This window comes from Brenneria nigrifluens DSM 30175 = ATCC 13028 (genome assembly GCF_005484965.1).
Classification (GTDB): domain Bacteria; phylum Pseudomonadota; class Gammaproteobacteria; order Enterobacterales; family Enterobacteriaceae; genus Brenneria; species Brenneria nigrifluens.
On record NZ_CP034036.1, the window covers coordinates 3571193 to 3593858 of the forward strand.

Consider the following 22666-nt stretch of genomic DNA (forward strand, 5'->3'; position numbering starts at 1 on the left):
GGTTTTTCAGGTAACATAGCGGCTTTACGCCTCGGGGCATCCTGTCCGCATTGAGGCCCGAATGCGTCAAGGTGAATGAAAAATGAAGCGTGCTGTCGTCGTTTTTAGCGGTGGACAAGACTCCACAACCTGCCTGATCCAGGCCCTGAAACAGTATGATGACGTTCACTGTATTACCTTCGATTACGGTCAACGTCACCGCGCGGAAATCGATATCGCCAGAGCGCTGGCGCGGCGACTTGGCGCCACCGCGCATAAGGTGCTGGACGCCGGCCTGCTGAATGAACTGGCCGCCAGCAGCCTGACGCGTGAAAACATTCCCGTCCCTGACTATGATAGCGAGTCGCAAGGGCTGCCCAGCACCTTTGTACCGGGGAGGAATATCCTGTTCCTGACGCTGGCCGCCATCTATGCCTATCAGGTTGGCGCGCAGGCGGTGATCACCGGCGTGTGCGAAACGGATTTTTCCGGCTACCCCGACTGTCGCGATGAATTTATCAAGGCATTGAATCATGCCGTGGTACTGGGCACTGCGCGCGATATCCGTTTCGTTACGCCGCTGATGTGGCTCAACAAGGCGGAAACCTGGGCGCTGGCGGACTATTACCAGCAGTTGGAAACCGTTCGCGACCACACGTTGACCTGCTACAACGGGATTAAAGGCGAGGGTTGCGGCCAGTGCGCCGCCTGTCGTCTGCGCGCCAACGGACTCGAACAGTACCGCCGCGATCCCGCGGGCGTTATGGCGGCGCTCAAACAGAAAAGCGGCCTGCAATAGCAGCACGCCACACCGCCAGACCACCCGGCCTACGCCTGACGGATAGCGTCCAGGTGCTCCAGCAGCGGCCCTTCCAGCGGCAAGGCCCGTTGACTGACAAGATCGATGCAGACAAACGTCAGCGTCGCATCCGCGATAATAGCGTTATCGGCGACGCGAGTAACGGTCTGGCTGATGGTCCCGCTTCTGGCGCCGATCTTCAGCAATATGCCGTCAATACGCAGTTCATCCCCCAACACCGCCGGTTGGCGATAGTTGATATTGATATTCACCACCACAAAAGCGATACGGTGGCTCGTCATCCAGTCGAAAAGCGCCGACTTCTGCAGCCATTGCCAACGCGCCTCTTCCAGAAACTCGAGATAACGAGCGTTATTAACGTGCTGGTAAACATCGATGTGGTAACCACGCACGGTGATGAAAGTCTGCATAAATCCCTACTCCTGCGACGGAAGACTCGAACAGCCTATAGGTTCTGAGATCCAGCCTAGCTGAAGGTTCGCAACCGGTAGCTTGTTTCACCACCCGGTTGCGAAAAGCATCACAATTTCAAGCGCGACAGATTACGCTCCAGTAAAGCCGCGCCAATCCCCGGCACTTCCTGCAACTGCTCTATCTGGGTGAAAGGACCGTTTTGTTGACGATAATTGACGATTGCCTCAGCTTTTTTAATGCCGACGCCGTTCATCGCCTCCGCCAACTCCTGCGCGGTCGCCAAATTAATGCTTACTTCATCTTCATCCGCCGCGGGAAGCAGCGCTTTTTCCGTCTTTTGCGCCACCGGCGCCGACTGCGCCGCTCCCCCGGCGTTTTCCGTTGGCGCAGCCGCCTGAACCAACGGCGACAGCCCGACCAGACTCAACCCAACGATCACGCAAAGCGCCTTCACTCCTGACTTTCTCATGCTGTTTCCTCCATGTGTTTGACAGCATGGCTACCTTGCCGCAGGCGGGACGGCATCGCAAATGGCTTTGGCGGAATGTGGAAAAGGCCGCGAAAGCGGCCTTTTCCCGTTGCAGCAATTTGCAAATTTATGCGTAACTCATTGCTGTTCCTGAGCCGCGCCGCCCATCTTGATTTTGGCTTCGCTACGCAAACTGCTTAGCAAGGCGTCAAACAGCGAACCAACGGAACTTTGCTGGATCTGATTGGCAAACTGCGTTTGCTGTTGCTCGGTCAGTTGATGCGGCGTAACGCTGTCCAGCGCCACCAAAACCACGTTGCCGACCTGGTCCTGAGAAATGCCGTAAGACGGCTTATCTTTGTCCTGGGGATGCGGCAGGGCGAAAATGGACTCCGCCATGGCATCGCCCTGAGATACGGATGAGAGGGTTTTTGGCTCGCCGAAGCTCAGATTGGCGGCTTTCAACGCCTCATCCTTACCTTGTTTCAGTGCAGCCAGAATCTTTTCCGCCTCTACCCGCGCCTGCTGTTCCGCTTTCTGACGTTTCACCGTCTCTATCACCTGGTCGCGTACCTGATCCAGCGGTCGGGTGCTTTCCGCCTTATGATCGGTGATGCGAATCACGAAAGCGCGATCGCCATCGACGTTGATCACATCGGAGTTACTTCCCGGCTCACCGTTCTCACCCGCCAATCCGCCATCAAAAATGGCCTGTGTGGCCGGCTGGAAATTCAATACCGCGGGAACCTGCTCACGGGTAAACCAGTCGGTCTGCGTTGCTTTCACACCGGCGGCCTCTTCGGCGGAAGCCAGAGACTCGTTGTCGTTGCTGGCGGCTTCGCTGACTTTTTGCTGCAGCGCGTAATAGTCGTCCTGCGCTTTTTCATGCTTCACTTTGGCGGCAATATCATCGCGGACTTCACTCAGCGGCTTAACCTGCTGCGGTTGAATATCGTCAAGGCGCACGATCAAATATCCCACGGAGGATTTTATCGCCGCGGATAGCTGCCCTTTTTCCGTCAGCCCGGCCTGCTTAAGCTCGTCAATGGTGGAATTTTCATCCATCCAGCCCAAATCACCGCCATTGCGGCGCGAGATGACATCCGTCGACTTTTCCTGCGCCAGCGCGGCAAAATCCGCGCCCTGTTTCAGGGCATCCAGCACCGACTGCGCATCGGCTTCGGTTTTCACCTGAATAACGCTGAATTTTTTGCGCTCGGGCTGAGTGTAATCATTTTTATTTTTTTCATAAAAATCGTCGATGTCCGCATCGGTGACGGTGACTTTATCCATTATGGCCGCCGCGTCGAGGGTGATATAGCTGACCTTGAACGCTTCCGGCGCCAGGAAACGCGCCTGATTCTGCTCGTAATAGCTGCGGACTTCGTCATCGGAAACGTTTTGCGCCCCGGCTCTGGCGGAAATATCAATCGTCGCCAGGCGGACGACCCGATCCTGCGCCGCCAGTTTCACCAGATTGTCGATCTCCTGCGGCAAAAGGAACTCGGTATTGCCAAACCCGCGAATAAGCTGCTGTGAGGTCAGTTGCTTGCGCAACAGCTGCGCGTACGCATCCGGCGTCAGCCCCAGGCGACGAACCTGAGCCAGGTATTTTTCATTATCGAAACGATTGTCGGTTTGAAATGCCGGGACGGCAAAAATCGCCTGCTTGACTTGCTCATCGCTGATATTCAGTCCCAGTTTGTCGGCATACTGATCCAGCAGGGCTTCATCAATCAGCTGCGCGAGAGACTGTCTGCGCAGCTGCTGCATATAGCCGTCATTGCTCGCCAGCAGAGAAAAATTCTCACCCAGCGCCTCCTGCTGGCGACTGCGCTCGTTCTGTACGGCCTGCTCAAGCTGAGCCCGGGTAATTTCCTGCCCGTTAACCTTTGCCGCATAGTCTCCGGAACCGCCGATAAGATAGTCGCCGACGCCGGTTAAAACGAATGATGCGATAATCAAGGCTAGAATAATTTTCAGCACGACGTTATTAGCGGCCGCGCGTAAATTGTCCATCATAATGTGACAACACTCCGCTGTAGAATGGGTGACACTCCCCGCGCCGGCCTAAGCCAAGCTTCCCTTGATTGTAAAGCCCACAAACAAGGTCAGGGCGCGTTTAAACTTGGTCTGACAATAGTAACCTGAATTGCCCCCGATAAAAAAAGGCACATCATAAAATGATGCGCCCCGTATCTTACCTTACCAATATCGTTGCGTCAGGTAATGTTTGGCAACACGGCGTGTTGCCCGCAAAACCGGTGACGGAATAATCAGTTAACGGCGTCTTTCAGTGTCTTACCAGCACGGAAACCGGGTACTTTAGCTGCCGGAATGCTGATTTCTTTACCCGTTTGCGGGTTGCGGCCGGTACGCGCAGCGCGTTCACGCACTGAGAAAGTACCAAAACCAACCAAAGCAACATCGTCCCCTTCTTTCAGAGACTCGGTAACGGAACCAATAATCGCATCTAACACACGCCCTGCCGCCGCTTTGGAAATGTCAGCATCTGCGGCAATTTTGTCGATCAATTGTGACTTGTTCACTCTCTCATCCCCTCTGGAATTCTACGGTCGCGCTGAAATTTCCCAAAACACGACACCCAACTTTATATCAATCCTGTCAGACCTTAGCAAATTACCGCTAAAACCAACAGTGCTCTAACTTAGCGGTACAAAAAAAGGCTGGCAAGCACGATTTAACTTACCAGCGCTGATTTTCTCAAGGGTTTATGCGATAGGTCACTATTTTGCCTTGGCGGTGGCGCTAACCACCTGCATGCCATAGGGCGCATTCACCAACGCTAACGCCAGAACTTCCTCAATGCGCTTCACCGGATGGATATCCAGATCGGCAATCACATTTTGCGGGATCTCTTCCAGATCGCGCTTGTTGTCATCCGGTATCAATACCGTTTTGATGCCGCCGCGATGCGCCGCCAGCAGCTTCTCTTTCAGGCCGCCGATGGGCAGCACCAACCCCCGCAAGGTGATTTCGCCTGTCATCGCCACGTCGGCGCGTACCGGATTCCCCGTCAAACAGGAGACCAGCGCGGTACACATCGCAATCCCCGCGCTGGGACCGTCTTTCGGCGTCGCCCCTTCAGGAACGTGAACGTGAATATCGCGTTTTTCATAGAAATCCGCATTGATACCCAGCTTCTCGGCTCTGGCGCGCACCACGGTAAGCGCCGCCTGAATCGATTCCTGCATCACTTCACCCAGCGAACCGGTGTAGGTCAGTTTGCCTTTACCCGGTACGCAGGCCGTTTCGATGGTCAGCAGGTCGCCGCCCACTTCCGTCCACGCCAGGCCGGTGACCTGGCCGACGCGGTTTTCTTCGTCCGCCCGGCCGTAGTCGAAACGCTGTACCCCAAGGAAATCCTTAAGGTTATCGCCCGTTATCCGGATGTGTTTGACGGATTTATCCATCAACAGCGTTTTTACCGCTTTGCGGCACAGCTTGGAGATTTCGCGCTCCAGATTACGCACCCCGGCTTCACGGGTGTAATAGCGGATAATGCCGACAATCGCGCTGTCCTCCACCGACAGCTCGCTTTTCTTCAACGCGTTGCGTTCAATCTGTTTCGGCAACAGGTGCTGCTTGGCGATGTTCAGCTTTTCGTCTTCGGTATAGCCGGAAAGACGGATCACCTCCATACGGTCGAGCAGCGGAGCCGGAATATTCATCGAGTTGGAGGTGGCGACAAACATCACGTCCGACAGGTCGTAATCCACTTCCAGATAGTGATCGTTAAACGCCACGTTCTGTTCCGGATCGAGCACCTCCAGCAACGCCGACGCGGGATCGCCGCGCATATCGGAGGACATCTTGTCGATTTCGTCCAACAGGAACAGCGGGTTTTTCACCCCGACCTTCGCCATCTTCTGGATCAGCTTGCCCGGCATGGAACCGATATAGGTGCGGCGGTGACCGCGGATTTCCGCCTCGTCGCGCACCCCGCCCAACGCCATACGCACGTACTGGCGTCCGGTGGCTTTGGCGATGGACTGCCCCAGCGAGGTTTTCCCCACCCCCGGCGGCCCCACCAGACACAGGATAGGCCCTTTGATCTTGCTGACCCGGCTCTGCACCGCCAGATACTCCAGAATGCGTTCCTTCACGCGCTCAAGGCCGTAATGATCGGTATCCAGCATTTCCTGCGCCTTGAGCAGGTCTTTCTTCACTTTGCTGCGGGCATTCCAGGGAACCTGCACCATCCAGTCAATATAGCTGCGCACCACGGTGGCCTCAGCGGACATCGGCGACATCATCTTCAGCTTTTGCAGTTCCGCTTCGGTTTTTTCGCGCGCTTCCTTGGGCATTTTTGCCGCTTCAATCTTGCGCTTCAGCGCTTCATGTTCATCCGGCGCATCATCCATTTCGCCGAGTTCTTTCTGAATCGCCTTCATTTGCTCATTCAGATAGTACTCGCGCTGGCTTTTTTCCATCTGCTTCTTGACGCGACCGCGGATCCGCTTCTCAACCTGCAACAGGTCAATTTCGGATTCCATCATCGCCATCAGATACTCTAACCGCTCGGTAATATCGGACATTTCGAGTACGGACTGCTTATCCGTCAATTTCAGCGGCATATGCGCGGCGATGGTATCCGCCAGGCGCGCGGCGTCTTCAATGCTGTTGAGCGACGTCAGGACTTCAGGCGGGATCTTTTTGTTCAGCTTGATATATCCCTCGAACTGATTGATCGCCGTGCGCATCAATACTTCCTGCTCACGCTCGTCAATGGCCGGGGAATCCAGATACTCCGCCTGCGCGGCGAAATGTTCGCCGCTGTCGGACAATGTGGTAATACGCGCGCGCTGCAAACCTTCGACCAGCACTTTCACCGTGCCGTCCGGCAGTTTCAGCATTTGAAGAATCGAGGCTACCGTCCCTACCGAGAAAAGATCGTTAATGCTTGGCTCATCCGTTGAGGCCTCTTTCTGCGCCACCAGCATGATCTTTTTATCATGATCCATCGCGGCTTCAAGGCACCGAATTGACTTCTCCCGACCAACAAACAACGGAATCACCATGTGCGGATAAACCACCACATCGCGCAGCGGCAATACGGGGATTTCAATGCGTTCGGAACGCTCAGGGTTCATAGAGCTCTCTCTTAGTTTCGTTTCCGCCAGGTTAAGGGAATCTCGTGAAACGCGATCTTCACGGGTTTCACCAAATAGGTATTCGAGTATATGGGGATAAATATCTTACATTCAACGACCAGTACCCGCGTAAAAGCGAATGGGGGATAAAATCCCCCATTTTTGTCTTGCATGACGGTTTGTTTGGCTAATTATTCGCCGGAGGCCTGCTGCGCTTCCGGCTTGCCGTAGATCAGCAGAGGCTCAGACTGGCCGGCAATCACCGACTCATCAATAACGACCTTATCAACGCTCTCCAGCGACGGCAGATCGTACATGGTTTCCAGCAATGCGGCTTCCACGATTGAGCGCAGACCGCGGGCGCCGGTTTTACGCGCCATCGCTTTTTTGGCGATAGCGGTCAGGGCCTCGTCACGAAACTCCAGATCGACGCCTTCCAGGTTGAACAACGCCTGATACTGCTTGGTCAGCGCGTTTTTCGGCTCGCGCAGAATCTGGATCAGCGCGTCTTCGCTCAGTTCCCTCAAGGTTGCCACCACCGGCAAACGACCGATAAATTCAGGGATCAGACCGAATTTAATCAGATCGCCCGGCTCAACCTGGCCCAGCAGCTCGCCTTCCGTCGCTTTTTCAGCGCTGCCTTTTACCGTCGCTCCAAAACCGATGCCGCGCCCGGTGTCGGTGCGCTGCTCGATGACCTTATCCAGACCGGCAAAAGCGCCGCCGCAAATAAAGAGGATCTTGGAGGTGTCCACCTGCAAAAACTCCTGCTGCGGATGCTTGCGTCCGCCCTGCGGCGGAACGGCGGCGATGGTGCCTTCGATCAGCTTCAGCAGCGCCTGCTGGACGCCTTCGCCGGACACGTCGCGGGTGATAGACGGGTTGTCGGACTTGCGTGAAATTTTGTCGATTTCATCGATATAAACAATCCCGCGCTGCGCTTTCTGCACGTCGTAATCACACTTCTGCAGCAGTTTCTGGATGATGTTCTCGACGTCCTCGCCCACATAACCCGCTTCGGTCAGGGTGGTGGCATCCGCCATGGTGAACGGCACGTCCAGAAAACGCGCCAGGGTTTCAGCCAGCAGGGTTTTACCGCTGCCGGTCGGGCCGATGAGCAGAATGTTGCTTTTGCCCAGTTCAATGCCGTTGCTGGCGACGTCGCCGTTGCGTAAGCGCTTATAGTGGTTGTATACCGCGACGGCCAGCACTTTCTTGGCCTGTTCCTGGCCGATGACATAGTCGTCGAGATGGCGACGGATCTCATGCGGCGTCGGCAACGCGCTGCGCTCGCGATGCGGAGACACTTCTTTAATTTCTTCGCGAATAATGTCGTTACACAAGTCAACACATTCATCGCAGATATACACTGACGGCCCGGCAATCAGCTTGCGTACTTCATGCTGGCTTTTGCCGCAGAAAGAACAGTACAGCAACTTCCCTGAACCGTCTTTGCGCTTATCTGTCATGAGTCAAACCTCTTCTTAGTCTTTTGCCCGCAGGCCAGCCACAGCAATATCGCTACAGCAAACGCCGATATTATAGCCAATACGCGCAAAAAAAATCGCACCGCAGACCATCGGTCGAACACTGCTTTTCCAGCCACTATTAACCGCCAACATAGCGGAGCGTCATGCACGATTAGTGAATACGGAATCCACCAGGCCGTAGTCTACCGCCTCGTTGGCGGAGAGGAAACGGTCGCGCTCCGTGTCTCTTTCTATCACTTCAAGAGGCTGACCCGTATGTTTCGCCAGCAATTCATTCATTCTGGCTTTTACTTTCAATATCTCTTTGGCGTGAATTTCAATATCCGTCGCCTGCCCCTGGAATCCCCCCAGCGGCTGGTGAATCATTACCCGTGAGTTGGGCAGGCAGATACGTTTGCCTTTCGCGCCCGCCGCCAGCAGGAACGACCCCATGGAGCAAGCCTGTCCCATACAGATGGTGCTGACGTCCGGCTTGATAAACTGCATGGTGTCGTAGATGGACATCCCGGCGGTAATCACGCCCCCCGGAGAGTTAATGTAAAGGAAAATGTCTTTTTCCGGATTTTCGGCTTCCAGAAACAGCATCTGCGCCACAATCAGGTTCGCCATATAATCTTCCACCTGGCCGGTCAGGAAGATTATCCGTTCTTTCAGCAGACGGGAATAGATATCGTAAGAACGCTCCCCACGCGAGGTTTGCTCAACCACCATCGGCACCAGGGCCATGTGGGGTGCTTGTGTTTCTTGTTCGCCACTGTATGACATTCACGTCTCCTAGATAAAATACGTCCGCACCGTTATTACCCGATTCTACTTGAGATAAATGACGATGACCATGCTCATGCATTGGTTCGCTCATCTGTGGGACAACAGGATTCACCAGAGTTCCCTGGATGACGGACTTCTCTGTTCACTTACTGGGGGTAGCCGTTCCGCTTTTCAAGCTTACACTATCGATTGTTTTATATTAAAGCGTTATCAGCAGCCGGCTTTTACCCGCTCTTTTATAGTAGTGCAGTTTAAGCCATCGCGTTTTACCGCCAACTGGCCAACTGATGGTTACCGATACCAGGCAAATATAAAAAAGCCCGAGCCGGAAGGCCACGGGCTTTGTTGACCGGGAAACGACGCTCCCGGATACGGCAGCGGAACGCTGCTTATGCCGCTGTTGTCTGCGTCTGATTCATCAATTCATTGAAACTGACGGATTTCTCAACCACTTTGGCATTGGCGAGCAGCGCTTCAACCGCCTGTTCTTCCAAGGCGACGTTACGCATATTATTCAGCAGCTCTTTGTTCTTGCTGTAGAATTCGATGACTTCCTGCGGATCTTCATACGCGGAAGCCATCTCTTCGATCAACGCTTTAACCCGTTCTTCGTCAGCTTTCAGCTCGTTGGTGCTGATCACTTCGCCCAGCAACAGGCCGACAACCACGCGACGCCTGGCCTGTTCTTCGAACAGTTCGCGCGGCAGTTCCAGCGCCTGCTTTTCGTTGCCGCCGAAACGCTGCGCGGCCTGACGGCGCAGAACGTCAATTTCGCCGTCGATCAGCGCGGCGGGAACGTCGATTTCATTTGCCTTGACCAGGCCGTCGAGAACCTGGGTTTTTACCCGGTTACGCACCGCGCCTTTCAGCTCGCGCTCCATATTCTTGCGAACTTCGGCGCGCAGGCCTTCCTGAGTCCCGTCTTCCACGCCGAAACGCTTGATAAACTCTTCGGTCAGCTCAGGCAGCTCGCGCTCTTCCACTTTCTTCAGGACGATGGCGAATTTGGCCGCTTTACCTTTCAGGTTTTCCGCGTGGTAGTCTTCCGGGAAGTTGACGTCGATGGTGAATTCTTCACCGGCCTTGTGGCCGACGACGCCGTCCTCAAAACCCGGGATCATGCGGCTCTGGCCCATCGCCAGCACGAAATCGGACGCTTTACCGCCTTCGAACTCTTCACCGTCGATGGAACCGGTGAAATCGATGGTCACGCGATCTTCCGCCGCGGCGGCGCGATCGGTTTCTTTCCAGGTAGCCTGTTGCTTACGCAGCGTTTCCAGCATGCCGTCGACATCGGCTTCGGTGACTTCAACCACCGGCTTTTCGACTTCGATGGCGTCCAGCGCTTTCAGTTCCACTTCCGGATAGACTTCAAACTCAACGGAGTAAGTGAAGTCTTCGCCCAGTTTGTATTCGCCCGGAACGTAGTTCGGCGCGCCGACCGGGTTAATCTTTTCCTTGATGATGGCATCAACGAAATTACGCTGCATCAAATCGCCCAGCACATCCTGACGCACGGAGGCACCATAACGCTGAGCAACAATATTCATCGGCACTTTGCCTTTGCGAAAACCGTCAATACGTACTTTTTTGGCCACGTTGACCAGCTCGCTCTTAACCGCACTCTCAATGCTGTCGGCAGCCACGGTAATCGTTACACGGCGCCCAAGGCCTTGAGTGGTTTCAACAGAAACTTGCATCTTGTTACCTCAAAAAATCACAGTGCTCGGTCAACCCCAAAACTATTCTCACAACAGCAAAGCCCTTTCGACCCGTGCCGGGAGGCGCCTGGTTGAAAAAAGCCTCACAGAACCGGGACGGCCGTCATGTTGTTGCCAGCCCTGTTCCCTGTAGTCAGAAGCGTCCCGAATACATTCCGGAAAAATAGACGCGGCATTATAGCGATATAGATAGGATGAGTCGAGGACGGCGGGCGGACTATTCAACGGGGCATACGCACTTTATATCAATAACCCGTTGCGCAACGGGTTATAGCGATGATTACGAGGTGATGCCGGCGCCGCCGCAGGGCGGGGAGGATGGCACGCTATTATGCAAACTCCCCCACTCCTTTACCGTGTAGGTATGCAGCGCCAGGGCGTGCACCGTACTCGCCAATTCCGCGGCCAGTATGGCGTAAATGGCCCGGTGGCGCCCCAACACCCGCTCCCCCGCAAACCGCTCGCTGACGATCACCACCTTGAAATGGCTTTCCGAGCCCGCGGGCACATTGTGACGATAGCTCTCATCTATTACCTCCAGGTGGAGCGGTTCGAATTCCACACGCAATTTTTCTTCTATCGTTTTACGCATCATACGGCTACCCTTTCGGCTTTGGAAAAGTTCGCTATCAGCTCGGCATCGCAGGCGGCTTGACATGCCCCTGCACCCTTCAATCTTAGCTGTTTTTCAAACTGTTATAGCCCTGCGACGCGGCTGCCGATAGCTAATAAACAGCAATGCAATGTCAAATTTTCGGCGGCGCGGAAGTGATGAAAAGCGATTTCTGCCCGCGCAATGACATGAAAAAGACAAATTTCAGAACAATTTACCGCCACTCGCTCTTTCCCCGGACCGCGGCGATGATATGATATCAGCAAATTTTATCAGCTCACCACCCTAATCATTACCGAGAAAATACCCATGTTGAAAAAACTATTTTTCCCGCTTCTGGCCGTATTGTTGCTTGCAGGTTGCGCAACCAAGAGTAATACCCTCAATATTACGCCGCAGATCGGCCTGCCCGCGCAGGATCCGACGCTGATGGGCATCACCATCAGCATCAACGGCGCCGACCAGCGCGCCGACCAGGCGCTGGCGAAGGTTAACCGCGACGGACAGCTGATTACCCTGACGCCATCACGCGACCTGCGTTTCCTGTTGCAGGAGGCGCTGGAAAAACAGATGACCGCCCGTGGCTATATGATCGGCACCGGCGGCCCGGTGGCTTTACAGATCGTGGTCAACAACCTGTATGCTGACGTATCCGAAGGCAACCTGCGCTACAGCATCACCACCAAGGCCGATATCTCTATTCTCGCGCAGGCCAACAACGGCAATAAACAGGTGAAAAACTATCGGGCGACCTACAGCGTCCAGGGCGCTTTCACCGCGAATAATCAGAATATTACCAACGCCGTCAACACGGTGCTGGCCGATGTGATCAACGAGATGGCGCAAGACACCAGCGTCAGTACCTTTATTAAAGAAAACGCCCGTTAATCTTTTTATTCCGCTTCCTTTGCTCTTCGGAGCAAGGGAAAGGACCTTTCATGCTTAGTCGTATCGTAAATCTGTTCAGCCAGCGTAATTCACTGTTCCTGCTGTTGCTGGGTTTTGCCTCCGGTTTACCGCTGGCGTTAACCTCCGGCACGCTGCAAGCCTGGATGACGGTGGAAAATGTCGACCTGAAAACCATCGGATTTTTCTCTTTGGTCGGTCAGGCGTACGTATTCAAATTTCTGTGGTCGCCGCTGATGGATCGCTATACCCCGCCTTTTCTCGGCCGGCGCCGGGGATGGCTGCTGCTCAGCCAGCTCTCGCTGGGTGGAGCGATTATCGCCATGGGGTTTATGAATCCGGCGGACCACCTGTGGTGGCTGGCCGCGCTGGCGGTGCTGGTGGCTTTCTGCTCGGCCTCGCAGGATATCGTTTTTGATGCCTACAAAACCGACCTGCTCCCCCCCAAAGAGCGCGGAACCGGGGCCGCGGTTTCGGTATTGGGCTATCGGCTGGCCATGCTGGTCTCGGGCGGCCTTGCCCTGTGGATGGCCGACCGGTTATTGGGCTGGCAGGCGACGTACTGGCTGATGGCGGGATTAATGCTCATCGGCGTGTTTTCCACCCTGCTGGCGCCGGAGCCGCATAACAGCCATCCCGCTCCCCGCACCATGGAACAGGCCATCGTTGCGCCCTTACGCGACTTTTTCGGCCGCAACAACGCCTGGCTGATTTTACTGTTGATCGTGCTGTACAAATTAGGCGACGCTTTCGCCGTCAGTTTGACCACCACCTTCCTTATTCGCGGCGTCGGCTTTAACGCCGGCGACGTTGGCCTGGTCAACAAAACGCTGGGGTTGTTCGCCACCATTGTCGGCGCGGTTTATGGCGGATTGCTGATGCAGCGGCTGACCTTGTTCAGGGCGTTGATGCTGTTCGGCATTCTGCAGGCGGTTTCCAACGCCGGCTACTGGCTGTTGGCCATCACCGATAAAAATATGTTCACCATGGCCGGCGCCGTTTTTCTGGAAAACCTGTGCGGCGGGATGGGAACTGCGGCGTTCGTGGCGCTATTAATGACGCTGTGCCACAAATCTTTTTCCGCGACGCAGTTTGCCTTGCTTTCGGCCCTTTCCGCGGTGGGACGGGTGTATGTCGGCCCCATCGCCGGCTGGTTTGTCGAAGCGCACGGCTGGGCGTGGTTTTATCTGTTCTCCATCGCCGCCGCCTTGCCGGGCCTGTTTCTTCTAGCGGTCTGCCGCGGGACGCTGGAATACACGCAAAAAACCGACGCGTTTCTGTTGCGCAACACCTTTCCCCGCTATTACGCCGCGGCGTTGCGCACGCTCGCCGTCGGTTCGTGCCTGCTGGGGCTGTGGCTGGCGCTGCTGGCAACCAATGCCATGGAGTGGACGGCCCTGCCGCTGCTGGCCGATTACCTGCTGATGGCGGGGGGCGGACTGGCGCTGCTGGGCATTGTGCTGGGCAGCCTGCTGGATTATCTCTCGCTGCGCCCCCCCGCCAACTGAGCGACGGCCAAGGGGATAACAGCGCCTTATTATGCGCTGTTATCCCCTTATTAAATTATTTTTTTCTTAATAGTCTGGTAAGGAAATGATTTATTTCACAGCGCAAACATTTGGTACGAAATAATTTTGTTTTTTGAGCCAAGTGTGCTCTGTAGCAAAAATTTCTGCTCGCTGGAAAATAAAAGTCGTTAAGGGTTGTAATTTTTTATTATCAATCCATACTTTTGCCTGGGTAAAACGATAATTACCTGTTTTTAAATGTCATTTTTTATTTACCGCTGTCTTTGTGACATTCAATGCCAAAAGCAGCAACAACCGACTGACATAGCCTTAATCATGTTTACAGTACAGTAACCTTCCCGTAAAATGCCCGCTCGCGTAAAATGACAATAGAGCCCTTGTAATTGAGGTCGCTAGATGAGACTCAGGAAATACAATAGAATTTTTGGGATGTTGTCTTTATTTGCAGCTACAGCATTGCTCAGCGGCTGCGATATGGCATTGATGAATCCCAAAGGACAGGTCGGGTTGGAGCAACGATCGTTAATACTGACGGCCATCGGCCTGATGCTGATCGTTGTTGTTCCCGTCATTATCATGGCCATCGCTTTCGCCTGGAAGTTCAGAGCTTCCAATGAGAAGGCAAAGTACACTCCCAATTGGTCCCACTCCAACAAGATCGAAGCCGTTGTCTGGACAGTGCCAATAATCATAATCGTTATTCTTGCCGCGATTACCTGGAAGACGACCCATTCGCTTGATCCTTACAAGCCTTTGGAATCAGACGTTAAACCCGTCAATGTCGAAGTGATTTCCCTTGACTGGAAATGGCTGTTCGTCTACCCGGACCTGGGCATCGCCAGCGTTAACGAGCTTGCTTTCCCGGCAAACGTGCCGGTTGCATTCAAGATCACCTCCGATTCCGTGATGAACTCGTTTTTCATCCCTCGTCTCGGCGGGCAAATCTATGCTATGGCCGGTATGCAGACCAAGCTGCATCTGATTGCCAATGAAGCGGGAAAATATGACGGTATATCCGGCGCCTACAGCGGAAAAGGCTTTTCCGGCATGAAGTTTACCGCCATCGCCACGCCAAGCCAGCAGGAGTTCGACCAGTGGGTGGCGAACGTTCGCGCCTCGTCCAAAACGCTCAACAGCATGGATGAGTTCAATAAGCTGGCTCAGCCGAGTGAATACCATCCAGTGGAATATTTCTCTAGCGTTCAACCGGATTTGTTTAGAAAAATCATTCTCAAATTCACAGGCCACGACATGAACATGCAGCATCATGGTGAAGGCATAAAACACGATGAAAACATGCGGCACGATGAGGGTATGAACATGGGCGAGCATAGCTCGCACCAAGGAGCCGAGGGATAATACGATGTTCGGAAAACTTACACTCGATGCAATTCCGTATCATGAACCCATTATCATGGTTACCGTGGCGGGGATCATCGTCGGCGGCCTGGCGCTGCTGGCGGCAATAACCTATTTCGGTAAATGGAAATGGTTATGGACGGAATGGTTCACCTCCGTAGACCATAAAAAGATCGGCATTATGTATGTCATCGTCGCTCTGGTGATGATGCTGCGCGGTTTTGCCGATGCCATCATGATGCGTGGTCAACAGGTTCTGGCCTCCGCCGGCGAAGCCGGCTTCCTCAACGCCCACCACTACGATCAGATCTTTACCGCGCACGGCGTGATCATGATTTTCTTCGTGGCGACGCCGTTTGTGGTGGGGTTGATGAACCTGGCGGTTCCTTTGCAAATCGGCGCCCGCGACGTCGCCTTCCCTTTCCTGAACTCGTTGAGTTTCTGGCTGTTCGTGGCCGGGGTGATTCTGATCAACATCTCTCTCGGCGTAGGCGAATTCGCCCAGACGGGCTGGGTGGCTTATCCGCCGCTCTCCGGCAAGGAGTACAGCCCCGGCGTCGGGGTCGATTACTGGATATGGAGTTTGCAGATATCCGGTCTGGGCACCACGCTGACCGGCGTCAATTTCTTCGCCACCATTATGAAAATGCGCGCGCCGGGCATGTCGCTGATGAAAATGCCGGTCTTTACCTGGACGGCGCTGTGCACCAACGTACTGATTATCGCCGCATTCCCGATACTGACCGTAACCATCGCGCTGCTGACGCTGGACCGTTACCTCGGCACCCATTTCTTTACCAACGATATGGGCGGCAACATGATGATGTACATCAACCTGATCTGGGCCTGGGGTCATCCTGAGGTTTATATTCTGGTACTGCCGGTATTCGGTATCTATTCGGAAGTGGTCGCCACATTCTGTAAAAAACGCCTGTTTGGCTACACCTCGCTGGTGTGGGCGACTATCGCCATTACCATACTGTCGTTCGTCGTTTGGTTGCACCATTTCTTTACCATGGGCTCGGGCGCCAACGTCAACGCATTCTTCGGTATCGCCACGATGATTATTTCCATCCCCACCGGGGTGAAAATATTCAACTGGCTGTTCACCATGTATCAGGGCCGCATTCAGTCTCACTCCACCATGCTGTGGTCAATCGGCTTTATCGTCACCTTCTCCATCGGCGGGATGACGGGGGTGTTGCTGGCGGTGCCGGGCGCCAACTTCGTGTTGCATAACAGCCTGTTCCTGATCGCCCATTTCCATAATGTGATCATCGGCGGCGTAGTGTTCGGCTGCTTTGCCGGCATCACTTACTGGTTCCCGAAAGCCTTCGGCTTCACCCTGAACGAAACCTGGGGTAAACGCGCGTTCTGGTTCTGGATCATCGGCTTCTTCGTTGCCTTTATGCCGCTCTACGTGCTGGGCTTTATGGGTATGACCCGTCGCTTAGGTCAGCAGATCAACCCGGAGTTCCATTCACTGCTGGTGGTGGCTTCCGTCGGTGCGCTGCTGATCGGTATCGGCGTGCTGTGCCAGGTGATGCAGTTCTACGTCAGTATCCGCGATCGCCACCAGAACCGCGACCTGACGGGCGACCCGTGGGACGGCCGTACGCTGGAATGGTCCACCTCGTCTCCGGCGCCGTTCTATAACTTCGCCACCGTGCCGCTCGTTGACGATCGCGATGCATTCTGGGATGCCAAGGAGAAAGGCGAGGCCTACCGGAAACCTGCTGGCTATGAAGAGATTCATATGCCGAAAAATACCGGTGCGGGCGTCATTATTTCCGCCTTCAGTCTGGTATTCGGCTTTGCCATGATTTGGCATATCTGGTGGCTGGCGATTATCGGCTTTGCCGGAATGGTCGTGACCTGGATCGTGCACAGTTTTAATCAGGACGTTGACTACTACGTTCCGGTTAAAGAAATCGAAAAAATCGAGAATCAGAATTTTGATCAAATCAGCAAAGCAGGTCTGAAACATGTCAACTGAAACTCTGACTAACCATAGCGCAGCCCATGCCGAGCATGGGCACCACGATGCGGGAGCCACCAAGGTATTCGGTTTCTGGATCTACCTGATGAGCGACTGCATACTCTTTGCGTCTCTGTTCGCAACCTATGCCGTGCTGGTTAATGGTACCGCGGGCGGTCCGACGGGGAAGGACATTTTCGAATTGCCCTTCGTGTTGGTGGAAACCTTCGTCCTGCTGTTCAGCAGTATTACCTACGGCATGGCGATGATCGCCATGAACAAGGGCGACAAGTCGCAGGTTAACCTCTGGCTGGGGCTGACCTTCCTGTTCGGTCTGGCGTTTATCACCATGGAAATCTATGAATTCCATCACCTGATTGCCGAAGGTTTCGGCCCGGATCGCAGCGCTTTCCTGTCGGCGTTCTTTGCGCTGGTCGGCACGCACGGCGTCCACGTTACCGCCGGCCTGATCTGGCTTGTCATTATGATGGTGCAGGTCGCCGGTCGCGGACTGACCGCCGTCAATAAAACCCGTCTGATGTGCCTGAGCCTGTTCTGGCACTTCCTGGACGTGGTATGGATTTGTGTCTTCACCGTTGTTTATCTGCTGGGGGCGATGTAATGAGTCATTCAACAACCGATCATGCAGGCGCCAGCCACGGTAGCGTCAAATCCTACCTGACAGGTTTTGTTCTGTCCGTTATCCTGACCGTGATCCCTTTTGCGATGGTAATGGCCGGTTCAGCCTCGCATAACGTCATCATACTGACCGTCGTGGGATGTGCGGTTATCCAGATTCTGGTTCATCTGGTGTACTTCCTGCATCTGAGCACCGCCTCGGAAGAGCGCTGGAACGTGGTGGCCCTTGTGTTTACCGTCCTGATTATCGCCATTGTCGTTGCCGGTTCCATATGGATTATGTGGAACACGCACGCCAACATGATGATCCAGTAACCGAGCCGTAAAAGATGATTAAATACCTGCAAGTCACCAAACCGGGAATTATTTTCGGTAATCTGATTTCTGTTATCGGCGGATTTCTCCTCGCCGCGCAAGGCAGCATTGATTACCCGCTGTTTCTTTCCACGCTGTTTGGGGTATCGCTGGTGGTTGCGTCGGGTTGCGTATTCAACAACGTTATCGACCGCGATATCGACAAAAAAATGGAGAGAACCAAGAATCGGGTTCTGGTAAGGGGACTGATCTCACTGAAGGTAACCCTTGTTTACGCTTCTCTGCTGGGTATTGCCGGCTTCGCGCTGCTGTATATCGCCGCCAATCCGCTGGCCATGTGGCTGGCGGTGATGGGCTTCGTGGTTTACGTCGGCGTTTACAGCCTGTATATGAAGCGTCATTCGGTTTACGGCACGCTGATCGGCAGCCTGTCCGGCGCCGCGCCGCCGGTTATCGGCTACTGCGCCGTCAGCAATCAGTTTGATGCGGGAGCATTGATTTTGCTGCTGATTTTCAGCCTGTGGCAGATGCCCCACTCTTACGCGATCGCCATTTTCCGCTTTAAGGATTACCAGGCCGCCAATATTCCGGTGCTGCCGGTGGTAAAAGGCATTTCCGTGGCGAAGAACCATATCACGCTATATATTCTGGCGTTTATGGTCGCCACCCTGATGCTGTCTCTCGGCGGCTACGCCGGTTACAAATATCTGGTGGTCGCCGCGGCGGTCAGCGTGTGGTGGCTGGGGATGGCGTTGTCAGGCTATAAAAACGCCAATGACGACCGGGTATGGGCGAAAAAGCTGTTTATGTTTTCCATTGTCGCCATTACCTCGCTGAGCGTGATGATGTCCGTCGACTCCATCGCGCCGGCGCGGGAAGCCCTGCTGACCTATTTGCGTTAATCACGGCGCGCCGAGCAACCAAACCTTCCGGCTTTTACCCCACTCCAACCCTCCCCTTCACAGGGGAGGGAGCCAATCCAGCATACTTTCGGTGACTGTGACTCCTCGGGCATCAATGGCAAATCACGCAATAACCTGTCGTTTACGCAACGGCGAATAACGCACTAGAATAGCGCCGACGGTTTTCCAGAGGTATTAATGAACGACAACAAAATGACCCCCGGCGAGCTGCGGGCGACATGGGGCCTGGGTACGGTATTTTCGCTGCGCATGCTCGGCATGTTTATGGTGCTGCCGGTGCTGACCACCTACGGCATGGCATTGCAGGGCGCCAGCGAATCGCTTATCGGCATCGCTATCGGCATTTACGGCCTGATGCAGGCGGTTTTTCAGATCCCCTTCGGACTCATGTCGGATCGCATCGGCAGAAAACCGTTAATCGTCGGCGGATTGCTGATTTTTGCCGCGGGCAGCGTTATCGCCGCGCTCAGCGACTCCATCTGGGGCATTATTCTCGGCCGGGCGCTACAGGGTTCGGGCGCTATTTCCGCCGCGGTGATGGCCTTGCTCTCCGATCTCACCCGCGAACAAAACCGTACCAAAGCGATGGCGTTTATCGGCGTCAGCTTCGGCGTCACCTTTGCCATCGCCATGGTGGCAGGCCCCATCGTTACCCATGCTTTTGGTTTACAGGCGCTGTTCTGGGGCATTACCGTTCTGTCGTTGATGGGGATCGTAATTACCCTGACCATGATCCCGGCGGCTCCGGCGCATGTGCTAAATCGGGAATCGGCCATCGTGCGCGGCGGTTTGCGCAAGGTTTTAGCCAATAGCCGCCTGCTGAAGCTGAATTTCGGCATTATGAGTCTGCATATTCTGCTGATGTCGAGCTTCGTGGCGCTGCCGCGCGTAATGGAACAGGCAGGGCTGGCGCCGCAGGATCACTGGAAAGTCTATCTTGTCACCATGCTGGTTTCCTTCGCCGGCGTGGTGCCGTTCATTATCTTCGCCGAGTTGAAACGGCGCATGAAGCAGGTGTTCGTCGGCTGCATCCTGGTGCTTATCGCCGCCGAGCTGACGCTGTGGGCGGCGGGCAATCAGCTCTGGCAGATTATTGCCGGCGTGCAGCTGTTCTTTCTGGCGTTTAACGTGATGGAAGCCCTGCTGCCATCGCTGATCAGCAAAGAATCCCCCGCCGGATACAAGGGAACCGCGCTGGGCGTTTACTCCACCACCCAGTTTCTCGGCGTGGCTATCGGCGGCAGTCTGGGAGGCGCGCTGTTCGAACATTACGGCCCGGCAACGGTATTCGCGGCGGGCGCAGGCATCGCCGCGCTGTGGCTGCTGGTCGGCTTCACCATGCGCGAGCCGCCCTACCTCAGCAGCCTGAGAATCACACTCTCCGATTCCGCATTAAATAACCGCGACCTCGAAGAGAAAATACACGCCCAGCCCGGCGTGGCGGAGGTGATTATCGTTCCCGACGAGCACAGCGCCTACGTCAAAATCGATAATAAGAAAATCAGCAGACGGCAGTTGGAAGAGCTGGTCGCCCGGCCATAGCCACTGCGGCCCGCTCGGTGCGACCGGCTATCCGCTAACGCCCGCCTGCTCTTGCAACCAGCGTTGCAGCAATTTGCCGTCCGCCGACATCTCGATGTCCTGCCGGACGCACAGGTGGTAATCTCGTCCGTCTTCAATCGGCAGATCGAACAGTTTCACCAGTTCGCCGCCGTGCAGAAAGCGCTCAATCAGCGGTTCGCGCATCAACGCGCATCCCAGTCCGGCCTGAAGCCCCGCCAGCGTCAGCAGGCCGTCTTCAAATAGCGGCCCGGTGCTGCGCGGCGGACGCCTGACGTTCTGCGCCTGAAACCACTGCATCCAGGTTGAGCGCTCCTCATCGTGCAGCAGCGGCAACTGCAACAGCTGTTCCGGTTCGTCGATATGGCCGTGGATGCGCAGAAATTCGCGGCTGCAAACCGGCACCATCCTGCCGGACACCAGCTTCTCGCTGCGATATCCCCCCCACTGCCCGCCGCCGAAGCGGATCGACATATCGGAGGCATCGCTCAGGTAATTGCGATGGTTGGCGTAGACCACGTTGATATCGGTTTGCGGATTGGCGCGCAGAAAGTCCGGCAGCCGCGGGATAAACCAGCCCATGCCGAACAGCGGGATCAGGCTGATGGTCACCTGGCGGGACTGGGCGTGCTCCAGCACATGTTCGGTAGCCTGGCGCAGCACGGTAAACGCGGAACGAATCGAGCGATAGTATTCGCGTCCTTCATTCCTCAGCATCAGCCGCCGCCCCTGACGCTCCGTCAACGGCATTTGCAGAAAGGTCTCCAGCGTCTTCAACTGGTGGCTGACCGCCGAGGGAGAAATGTTCAGCTCCCGCGCCGCCGCGGTAATGCTTCCCAGCCGGGCGATAGCTTCAAAAACCCGCACCGCCCGCAGCGGCGGATCGTTGGGCAGGCGGCCGTCCTCGCCTAATCCGCCCTGCGGCAATTGTTCTATTTTATTCATCTGTTGAATTTTTCATCGGTGAAATAATCACACCATAGATTATTAATCATTAATTTTCAATTAGTTATTTGTCCACACTTTTATTATAAGAAATGTTTTTTGCGTATTTCACAGTTTAATTCAGATATTGGATGGTAAGCGGGCGATGTGAACCTGGCGGATAACCATGTGGATACTCTACTGCAACAACTGATTAATGGCGTGATGCTCGGCAGTATCTACGCGCTTGTCGCGCTGGGCTACACCATGGTGTACGGCATTCTACGCATTATCAATTTCGCCCACGGCGATATTCTGATGGTCGGCGCGCTGACCACGCTCTCCGGCCTGCGCCTGCTGGAACAGTACGCGCCGGCCATGCCGCCGCTGCTGGCGCTGGCGCTCTCCCTGCTGGCGGCGATGACGGTCTGCGCGCTGGTCGCCGCGGCGATAGAACGCTTCGCCTATCGCCGCTTGCGGCATGCCCCGCGCCTGGCGCCGTTGATCAGCGGGATTGGCGTGTCGCTGCTGCTGCAAACCTTCGCCATGCTGATCTGGTCACGCAATCCGTTGATGTTTCCGCAGATTCTCCCCATGGACCCGATTGCGGTGACGGCTGGCGACGCGCTACACCCGCCGGCGGTGATTACCGTCACCGGGCTGGTTACCGTCGCCCTGGCGCTGGCGGTCATGGTCGCGCTGTTGCTGCTGGTGGAACACAGCCGTCTGGGGCGCGCCATGCGCGCCACGGCGGAAAATCCGCAGGTCGCCAGCCTGATGGGCGTTAACCCCAACCGCGTCATTACCCTCACCTTCGCCATCGGCGGCGTGTTCGCCGCGCTGGCGGGCGTGATGATGGCCAGCAACTACGGCAACGCCGGCTTTTCGATGGGTTTTCTCCCCGGCATCAAAGCCTTTACCGCCGCCATCCTGGGCGGCATCGGCAACCTGCGCGGGGCGATGCTCGGCGGACTATTGCTTGGCATCATCGAATCCCTGGGCGCCGGTTATCTCGGTGAACTCACCAACGGCGCGTTCGGCAGCAACTATCAGGACGTCTTTGCCTTTATGGTGCTGATCCTGGTGCTGGTATTCCGCCCGTCCGGCCTGCTCGGCGAGCGGCTGGCCAACCGCGTATAGGAGCG

Annotated in this window: 20 protein-coding genes; 10 read left to right on the forward strand and 10 right to left on the reverse strand. The window is 55.3% G+C overall.

Annotated features, from left to right (window positions below):
• Nucleotides 1-82 precede the first annotated feature (82 nt).
• Nucleotides 83-778 (forward strand): 7-cyano-7-deazaguanine synthase QueC, encoded by a 696-nt coding sequence (gene queC / locus EH206_RS16755; protein WP_009114010.1) that lies wholly within the window; start codon nt 83-85, stop codon nt 776-778.
• Nucleotides 779-807: 29 nt separating this feature from the next.
• Here the strand turns inward: queC and EH206_RS16760 are convergent, their stop codons facing one another.
• The 9 genes from EH206_RS16760 to bolA form a co-directional block, all read right to left on the reverse strand.
• Nucleotides 808-1209 carry an acyl-CoA thioesterase gene (locus EH206_RS16760; protein WP_009114011.1) on the reverse strand — a complete coding sequence of 134 codons (402 nt, stop codon included), beginning with the start codon at nt 1207-1209 and terminating at the stop codon, nt 808-810.
• Between the two features lie 110 nt (nt 1210-1319).
• Nucleotides 1320-1682 (reverse strand): ComEA family DNA-binding protein, encoded by a 363-nt coding sequence (locus tag EH206_RS16765; RefSeq protein ID WP_009114012.1) that lies wholly within the window; start codon nt 1680-1682, stop codon nt 1320-1322.
• 138 nt (nt 1683-1820) lie between these two features.
• The gene (gene ppiD, locus EH206_RS16770; RefSeq protein ID WP_009114013.1) at nt 1821-3704 is read right to left on the reverse strand and encodes a peptidylprolyl isomerase; all 1884 of its coding nucleotides are present in this window, start codon (nt 3702-3704) and stop codon (nt 1821-1823) included.
• A gap of 254 nt (nt 3705-3958) precedes the next feature.
• Nucleotides 3959-4231, reverse strand: coding sequence for a nucleoid-associated protein HU-beta (hupB, locus tag EH206_RS16775; RefSeq protein ID WP_005976031.1), 273 nt, complete (start codon nt 4229-4231; stop codon nt 3959-3961).
• Between the two features lie 198 nt (nt 4232-4429).
• Complete coding sequence (gene lon, locus EH206_RS16780) at nt 4430-6796, reverse strand: endopeptidase La (protein WP_009114014.1); 2367 nt, start codon at nt 6794-6796, stop codon at nt 4430-4432.
• 191 nt (nt 6797-6987) lie between these two features.
• Nucleotides 6988-8265, reverse strand: coding sequence for an ATP-dependent protease ATP-binding subunit ClpX (gene clpX / locus EH206_RS16785; protein ID WP_009114015.1), 1278 nt, complete (start codon nt 8263-8265; stop codon nt 6988-6990).
• A 162-nt stretch (nt 8266-8427) separates the two neighbouring features.
• Complete coding sequence (gene clpP, locus EH206_RS16790) at nt 8428-9051, reverse strand: ATP-dependent Clp endopeptidase proteolytic subunit ClpP (RefSeq protein WP_009114016.1); 624 nt, start codon at nt 9049-9051, stop codon at nt 8428-8430.
• Nucleotides 9052-9443: 392 nt separating this feature from the next.
• Nucleotides 9444-10754: a trigger factor gene (gene tig / locus EH206_RS16795; protein ID WP_009114017.1), complete on the reverse strand. Its 1311-nt coding sequence runs from the start codon at nt 10752-10754 to the stop codon at nt 9444-9446.
• A 301-nt stretch (nt 10755-11055) separates the two neighbouring features.
• On the reverse strand, nt 11056-11370 hold the full coding sequence (bolA, locus tag EH206_RS16805; RefSeq protein ID WP_009114018.1) for a transcriptional regulator BolA: 315 nt from the start codon (nt 11368-11370) through the stop codon (nt 11056-11058).
• Between the two features lie 327 nt (nt 11371-11697).
• Between bolA and EH206_RS16810 the strand changes: the two genes are divergently transcribed.
• From EH206_RS16810 to EH206_RS16845, 8 genes are all read left to right on the forward strand, one after another.
• A complete protein-coding gene (locus EH206_RS16810; RefSeq protein ID WP_009114019.1) occupies nt 11698-12276 on the forward strand; it encodes a lipoprotein in 579 nt (192 codons plus the stop codon).
• Nucleotides 12277-12326: 50 nt separating this feature from the next.
• A complete protein-coding gene (gene ampG / locus EH206_RS16815; RefSeq protein ID WP_009114020.1) occupies nt 12327-13802 on the forward strand; it encodes a muropeptide MFS transporter AmpG in 1476 nt (491 codons plus the stop codon).
• A gap of 417 nt (nt 13803-14219) precedes the next feature.
• Nucleotides 14220-15182: a cytochrome o ubiquinol oxidase subunit II gene (gene cyoA, locus EH206_RS16820; RefSeq protein ID WP_009114021.1), complete on the forward strand. Its 963-nt coding sequence runs from the start codon at nt 14220-14222 to the stop codon at nt 15180-15182.
• 4 nt (nt 15183-15186) lie between these two features.
• The gene (cyoB, locus tag EH206_RS16825) at nt 15187-17178 is read left to right on the forward strand and encodes a cytochrome o ubiquinol oxidase subunit I (protein WP_009114022.1); all 1992 of its coding nucleotides are present in this window, start codon (nt 15187-15189) and stop codon (nt 17176-17178) included.
• Complete coding sequence (locus EH206_RS16830; RefSeq protein WP_009114023.1) at nt 17168-17782, forward strand: cytochrome o ubiquinol oxidase subunit III; 615 nt, start codon at nt 17168-17170, stop codon at nt 17780-17782. The genes cyoB and EH206_RS16830 overlap by 11 nt, the downstream gene beginning before the upstream one ends.
• Complete coding sequence (locus EH206_RS16835; protein ID WP_009114024.1) at nt 17782-18114, forward strand: cytochrome o ubiquinol oxidase subunit IV; 333 nt, start codon at nt 17782-17784, stop codon at nt 18112-18114. The genes EH206_RS16830 and EH206_RS16835 overlap by 1 nt, the downstream gene beginning before the upstream one ends.
• 14 nt (nt 18115-18128) lie before the next feature.
• The gene (gene cyoE / locus EH206_RS16840) at nt 18129-19016 is read left to right on the forward strand and encodes a heme o synthase (RefSeq protein ID WP_009114025.1); all 888 of its coding nucleotides are present in this window, start codon (nt 18129-18131) and stop codon (nt 19014-19016) included.
• Between the two features lie 198 nt (nt 19017-19214).
• On the forward strand, nt 19215-20579 hold the full coding sequence (locus tag EH206_RS16845) for an MFS transporter (RefSeq protein ID WP_009114026.1): 1365 nt from the start codon (nt 19215-19217) through the stop codon (nt 20577-20579).
• 27 nt (nt 20580-20606) lie between these two features.
• Here the strand turns inward: EH206_RS16845 and EH206_RS16850 are convergent, their stop codons facing one another.
• Nucleotides 20607-21542, reverse strand: coding sequence for a LysR substrate-binding domain-containing protein (locus tag EH206_RS16850; protein WP_009114027.1), 936 nt, complete (start codon nt 21540-21542; stop codon nt 20607-20609).
• 168 nt (nt 21543-21710) lie between these two features.
• On the opposite strand from EH206_RS16850, the gene EH206_RS16855 reads away from it, so the two are divergent.
• A complete protein-coding gene (locus EH206_RS16855) occupies nt 21711-22661 on the forward strand; it encodes a branched-chain amino acid ABC transporter permease (RefSeq protein ID WP_040344036.1) in 951 nt (316 codons plus the stop codon).
• Nucleotides 22662-22666: the final 5 nt, after the last annotated feature.

What these genes read in the sequence shown, in the direction of transcription:
- cyoE (WP_009114025.1), top strand. Translation starts at nt 18,129, where the DNA reads ATGATTAAATACCTGCAAGTCACCAAACCGGGAATTATTTTCGGTAAT.
- ampG (WP_009114020.1), top strand. Translation starts at nt 12,327, where the DNA reads ATGCTTAGTCGTATCGTAAATCTGTTCAGCCAGCGTAATTCACTGTTC.
- queC (WP_009114010.1), top strand. Translation starts at nt 83, where the DNA reads ATGAAGCGTGCTGTCGTCGTTTTTAGCGGTGGACAAGACTCCACAACC.
- EH206_RS16830 (WP_009114023.1), top strand. Translation starts at nt 17,168, where the DNA reads ATGTCAACTGAAACTCTGACTAACCATAGCGCAGCCCATGCCGAGCAT.
- EH206_RS16765 (WP_009114012.1), bottom strand. Translation starts at nt 1,682, where the DNA reads ATGAGAAAGTCAGGAGTGAAGGCGCTTTGCGTGATCGTTGGGTTGAGT.
- lon (WP_009114014.1), bottom strand. Translation starts at nt 6,796, where the DNA reads ATGAACCCTGAGCGTTCCGAACGCATTGAAATCCCCGTATTGCCGCTG.
- clpP (WP_009114016.1), bottom strand. Translation starts at nt 9,051, where the DNA reads ATGTCATACAGTGGCGAACAAGAAACACAAGCACCCCACATGGCCCTG.
- cyoB (WP_009114022.1), top strand. Translation starts at nt 15,187, where the DNA reads ATGTTCGGAAAACTTACACTCGATGCAATTCCGTATCATGAACCCATT.
- ppiD (WP_009114013.1), bottom strand. Translation starts at nt 3,704, where the DNA reads ATGATGGACAATTTACGCGCGGCCGCTAATAACGTCGTGCTGAAAATT.
- tig (WP_009114017.1), bottom strand. Translation starts at nt 10,754, where the DNA reads ATGCAAGTTTCTGTTGAAACCACTCAAGGCCTTGGGCGCCGTGTAACG.
- EH206_RS16835 (WP_009114024.1), top strand. Translation starts at nt 17,782, where the DNA reads ATGAGTCATTCAACAACCGATCATGCAGGCGCCAGCCACGGTAGCGTC.
- EH206_RS16845 (WP_009114026.1), top strand. Translation starts at nt 19,215, where the DNA reads ATGAACGACAACAAAATGACCCCCGGCGAGCTGCGGGCGACATGGGGC.
- EH206_RS16850 (WP_009114027.1), bottom strand. Translation starts at nt 21,542, where the DNA reads ATGAATAAAATAGAACAATTGCCGCAGGGCGGATTAGGCGAGGACGGC.
- clpX (WP_009114015.1), bottom strand. Translation starts at nt 8,265, where the DNA reads ATGACAGATAAGCGCAAAGACGGTTCAGGGAAGTTGCTGTACTGTTCT.
- cyoA (WP_009114021.1), top strand. Translation starts at nt 14,220, where the DNA reads ATGAGACTCAGGAAATACAATAGAATTTTTGGGATGTTGTCTTTATTT.
- EH206_RS16810 (WP_009114019.1), top strand. Translation starts at nt 11,698, where the DNA reads ATGTTGAAAAAACTATTTTTCCCGCTTCTGGCCGTATTGTTGCTTGCA.
- bolA (WP_009114018.1), bottom strand. Translation starts at nt 11,370, where the DNA reads ATGATGCGTAAAACGATAGAAGAAAAATTGCGTGTGGAATTCGAACCG.
- EH206_RS16760 (WP_009114011.1), bottom strand. Translation starts at nt 1,209, where the DNA reads ATGCAGACTTTCATCACCGTGCGTGGTTACCACATCGATGTTTACCAG.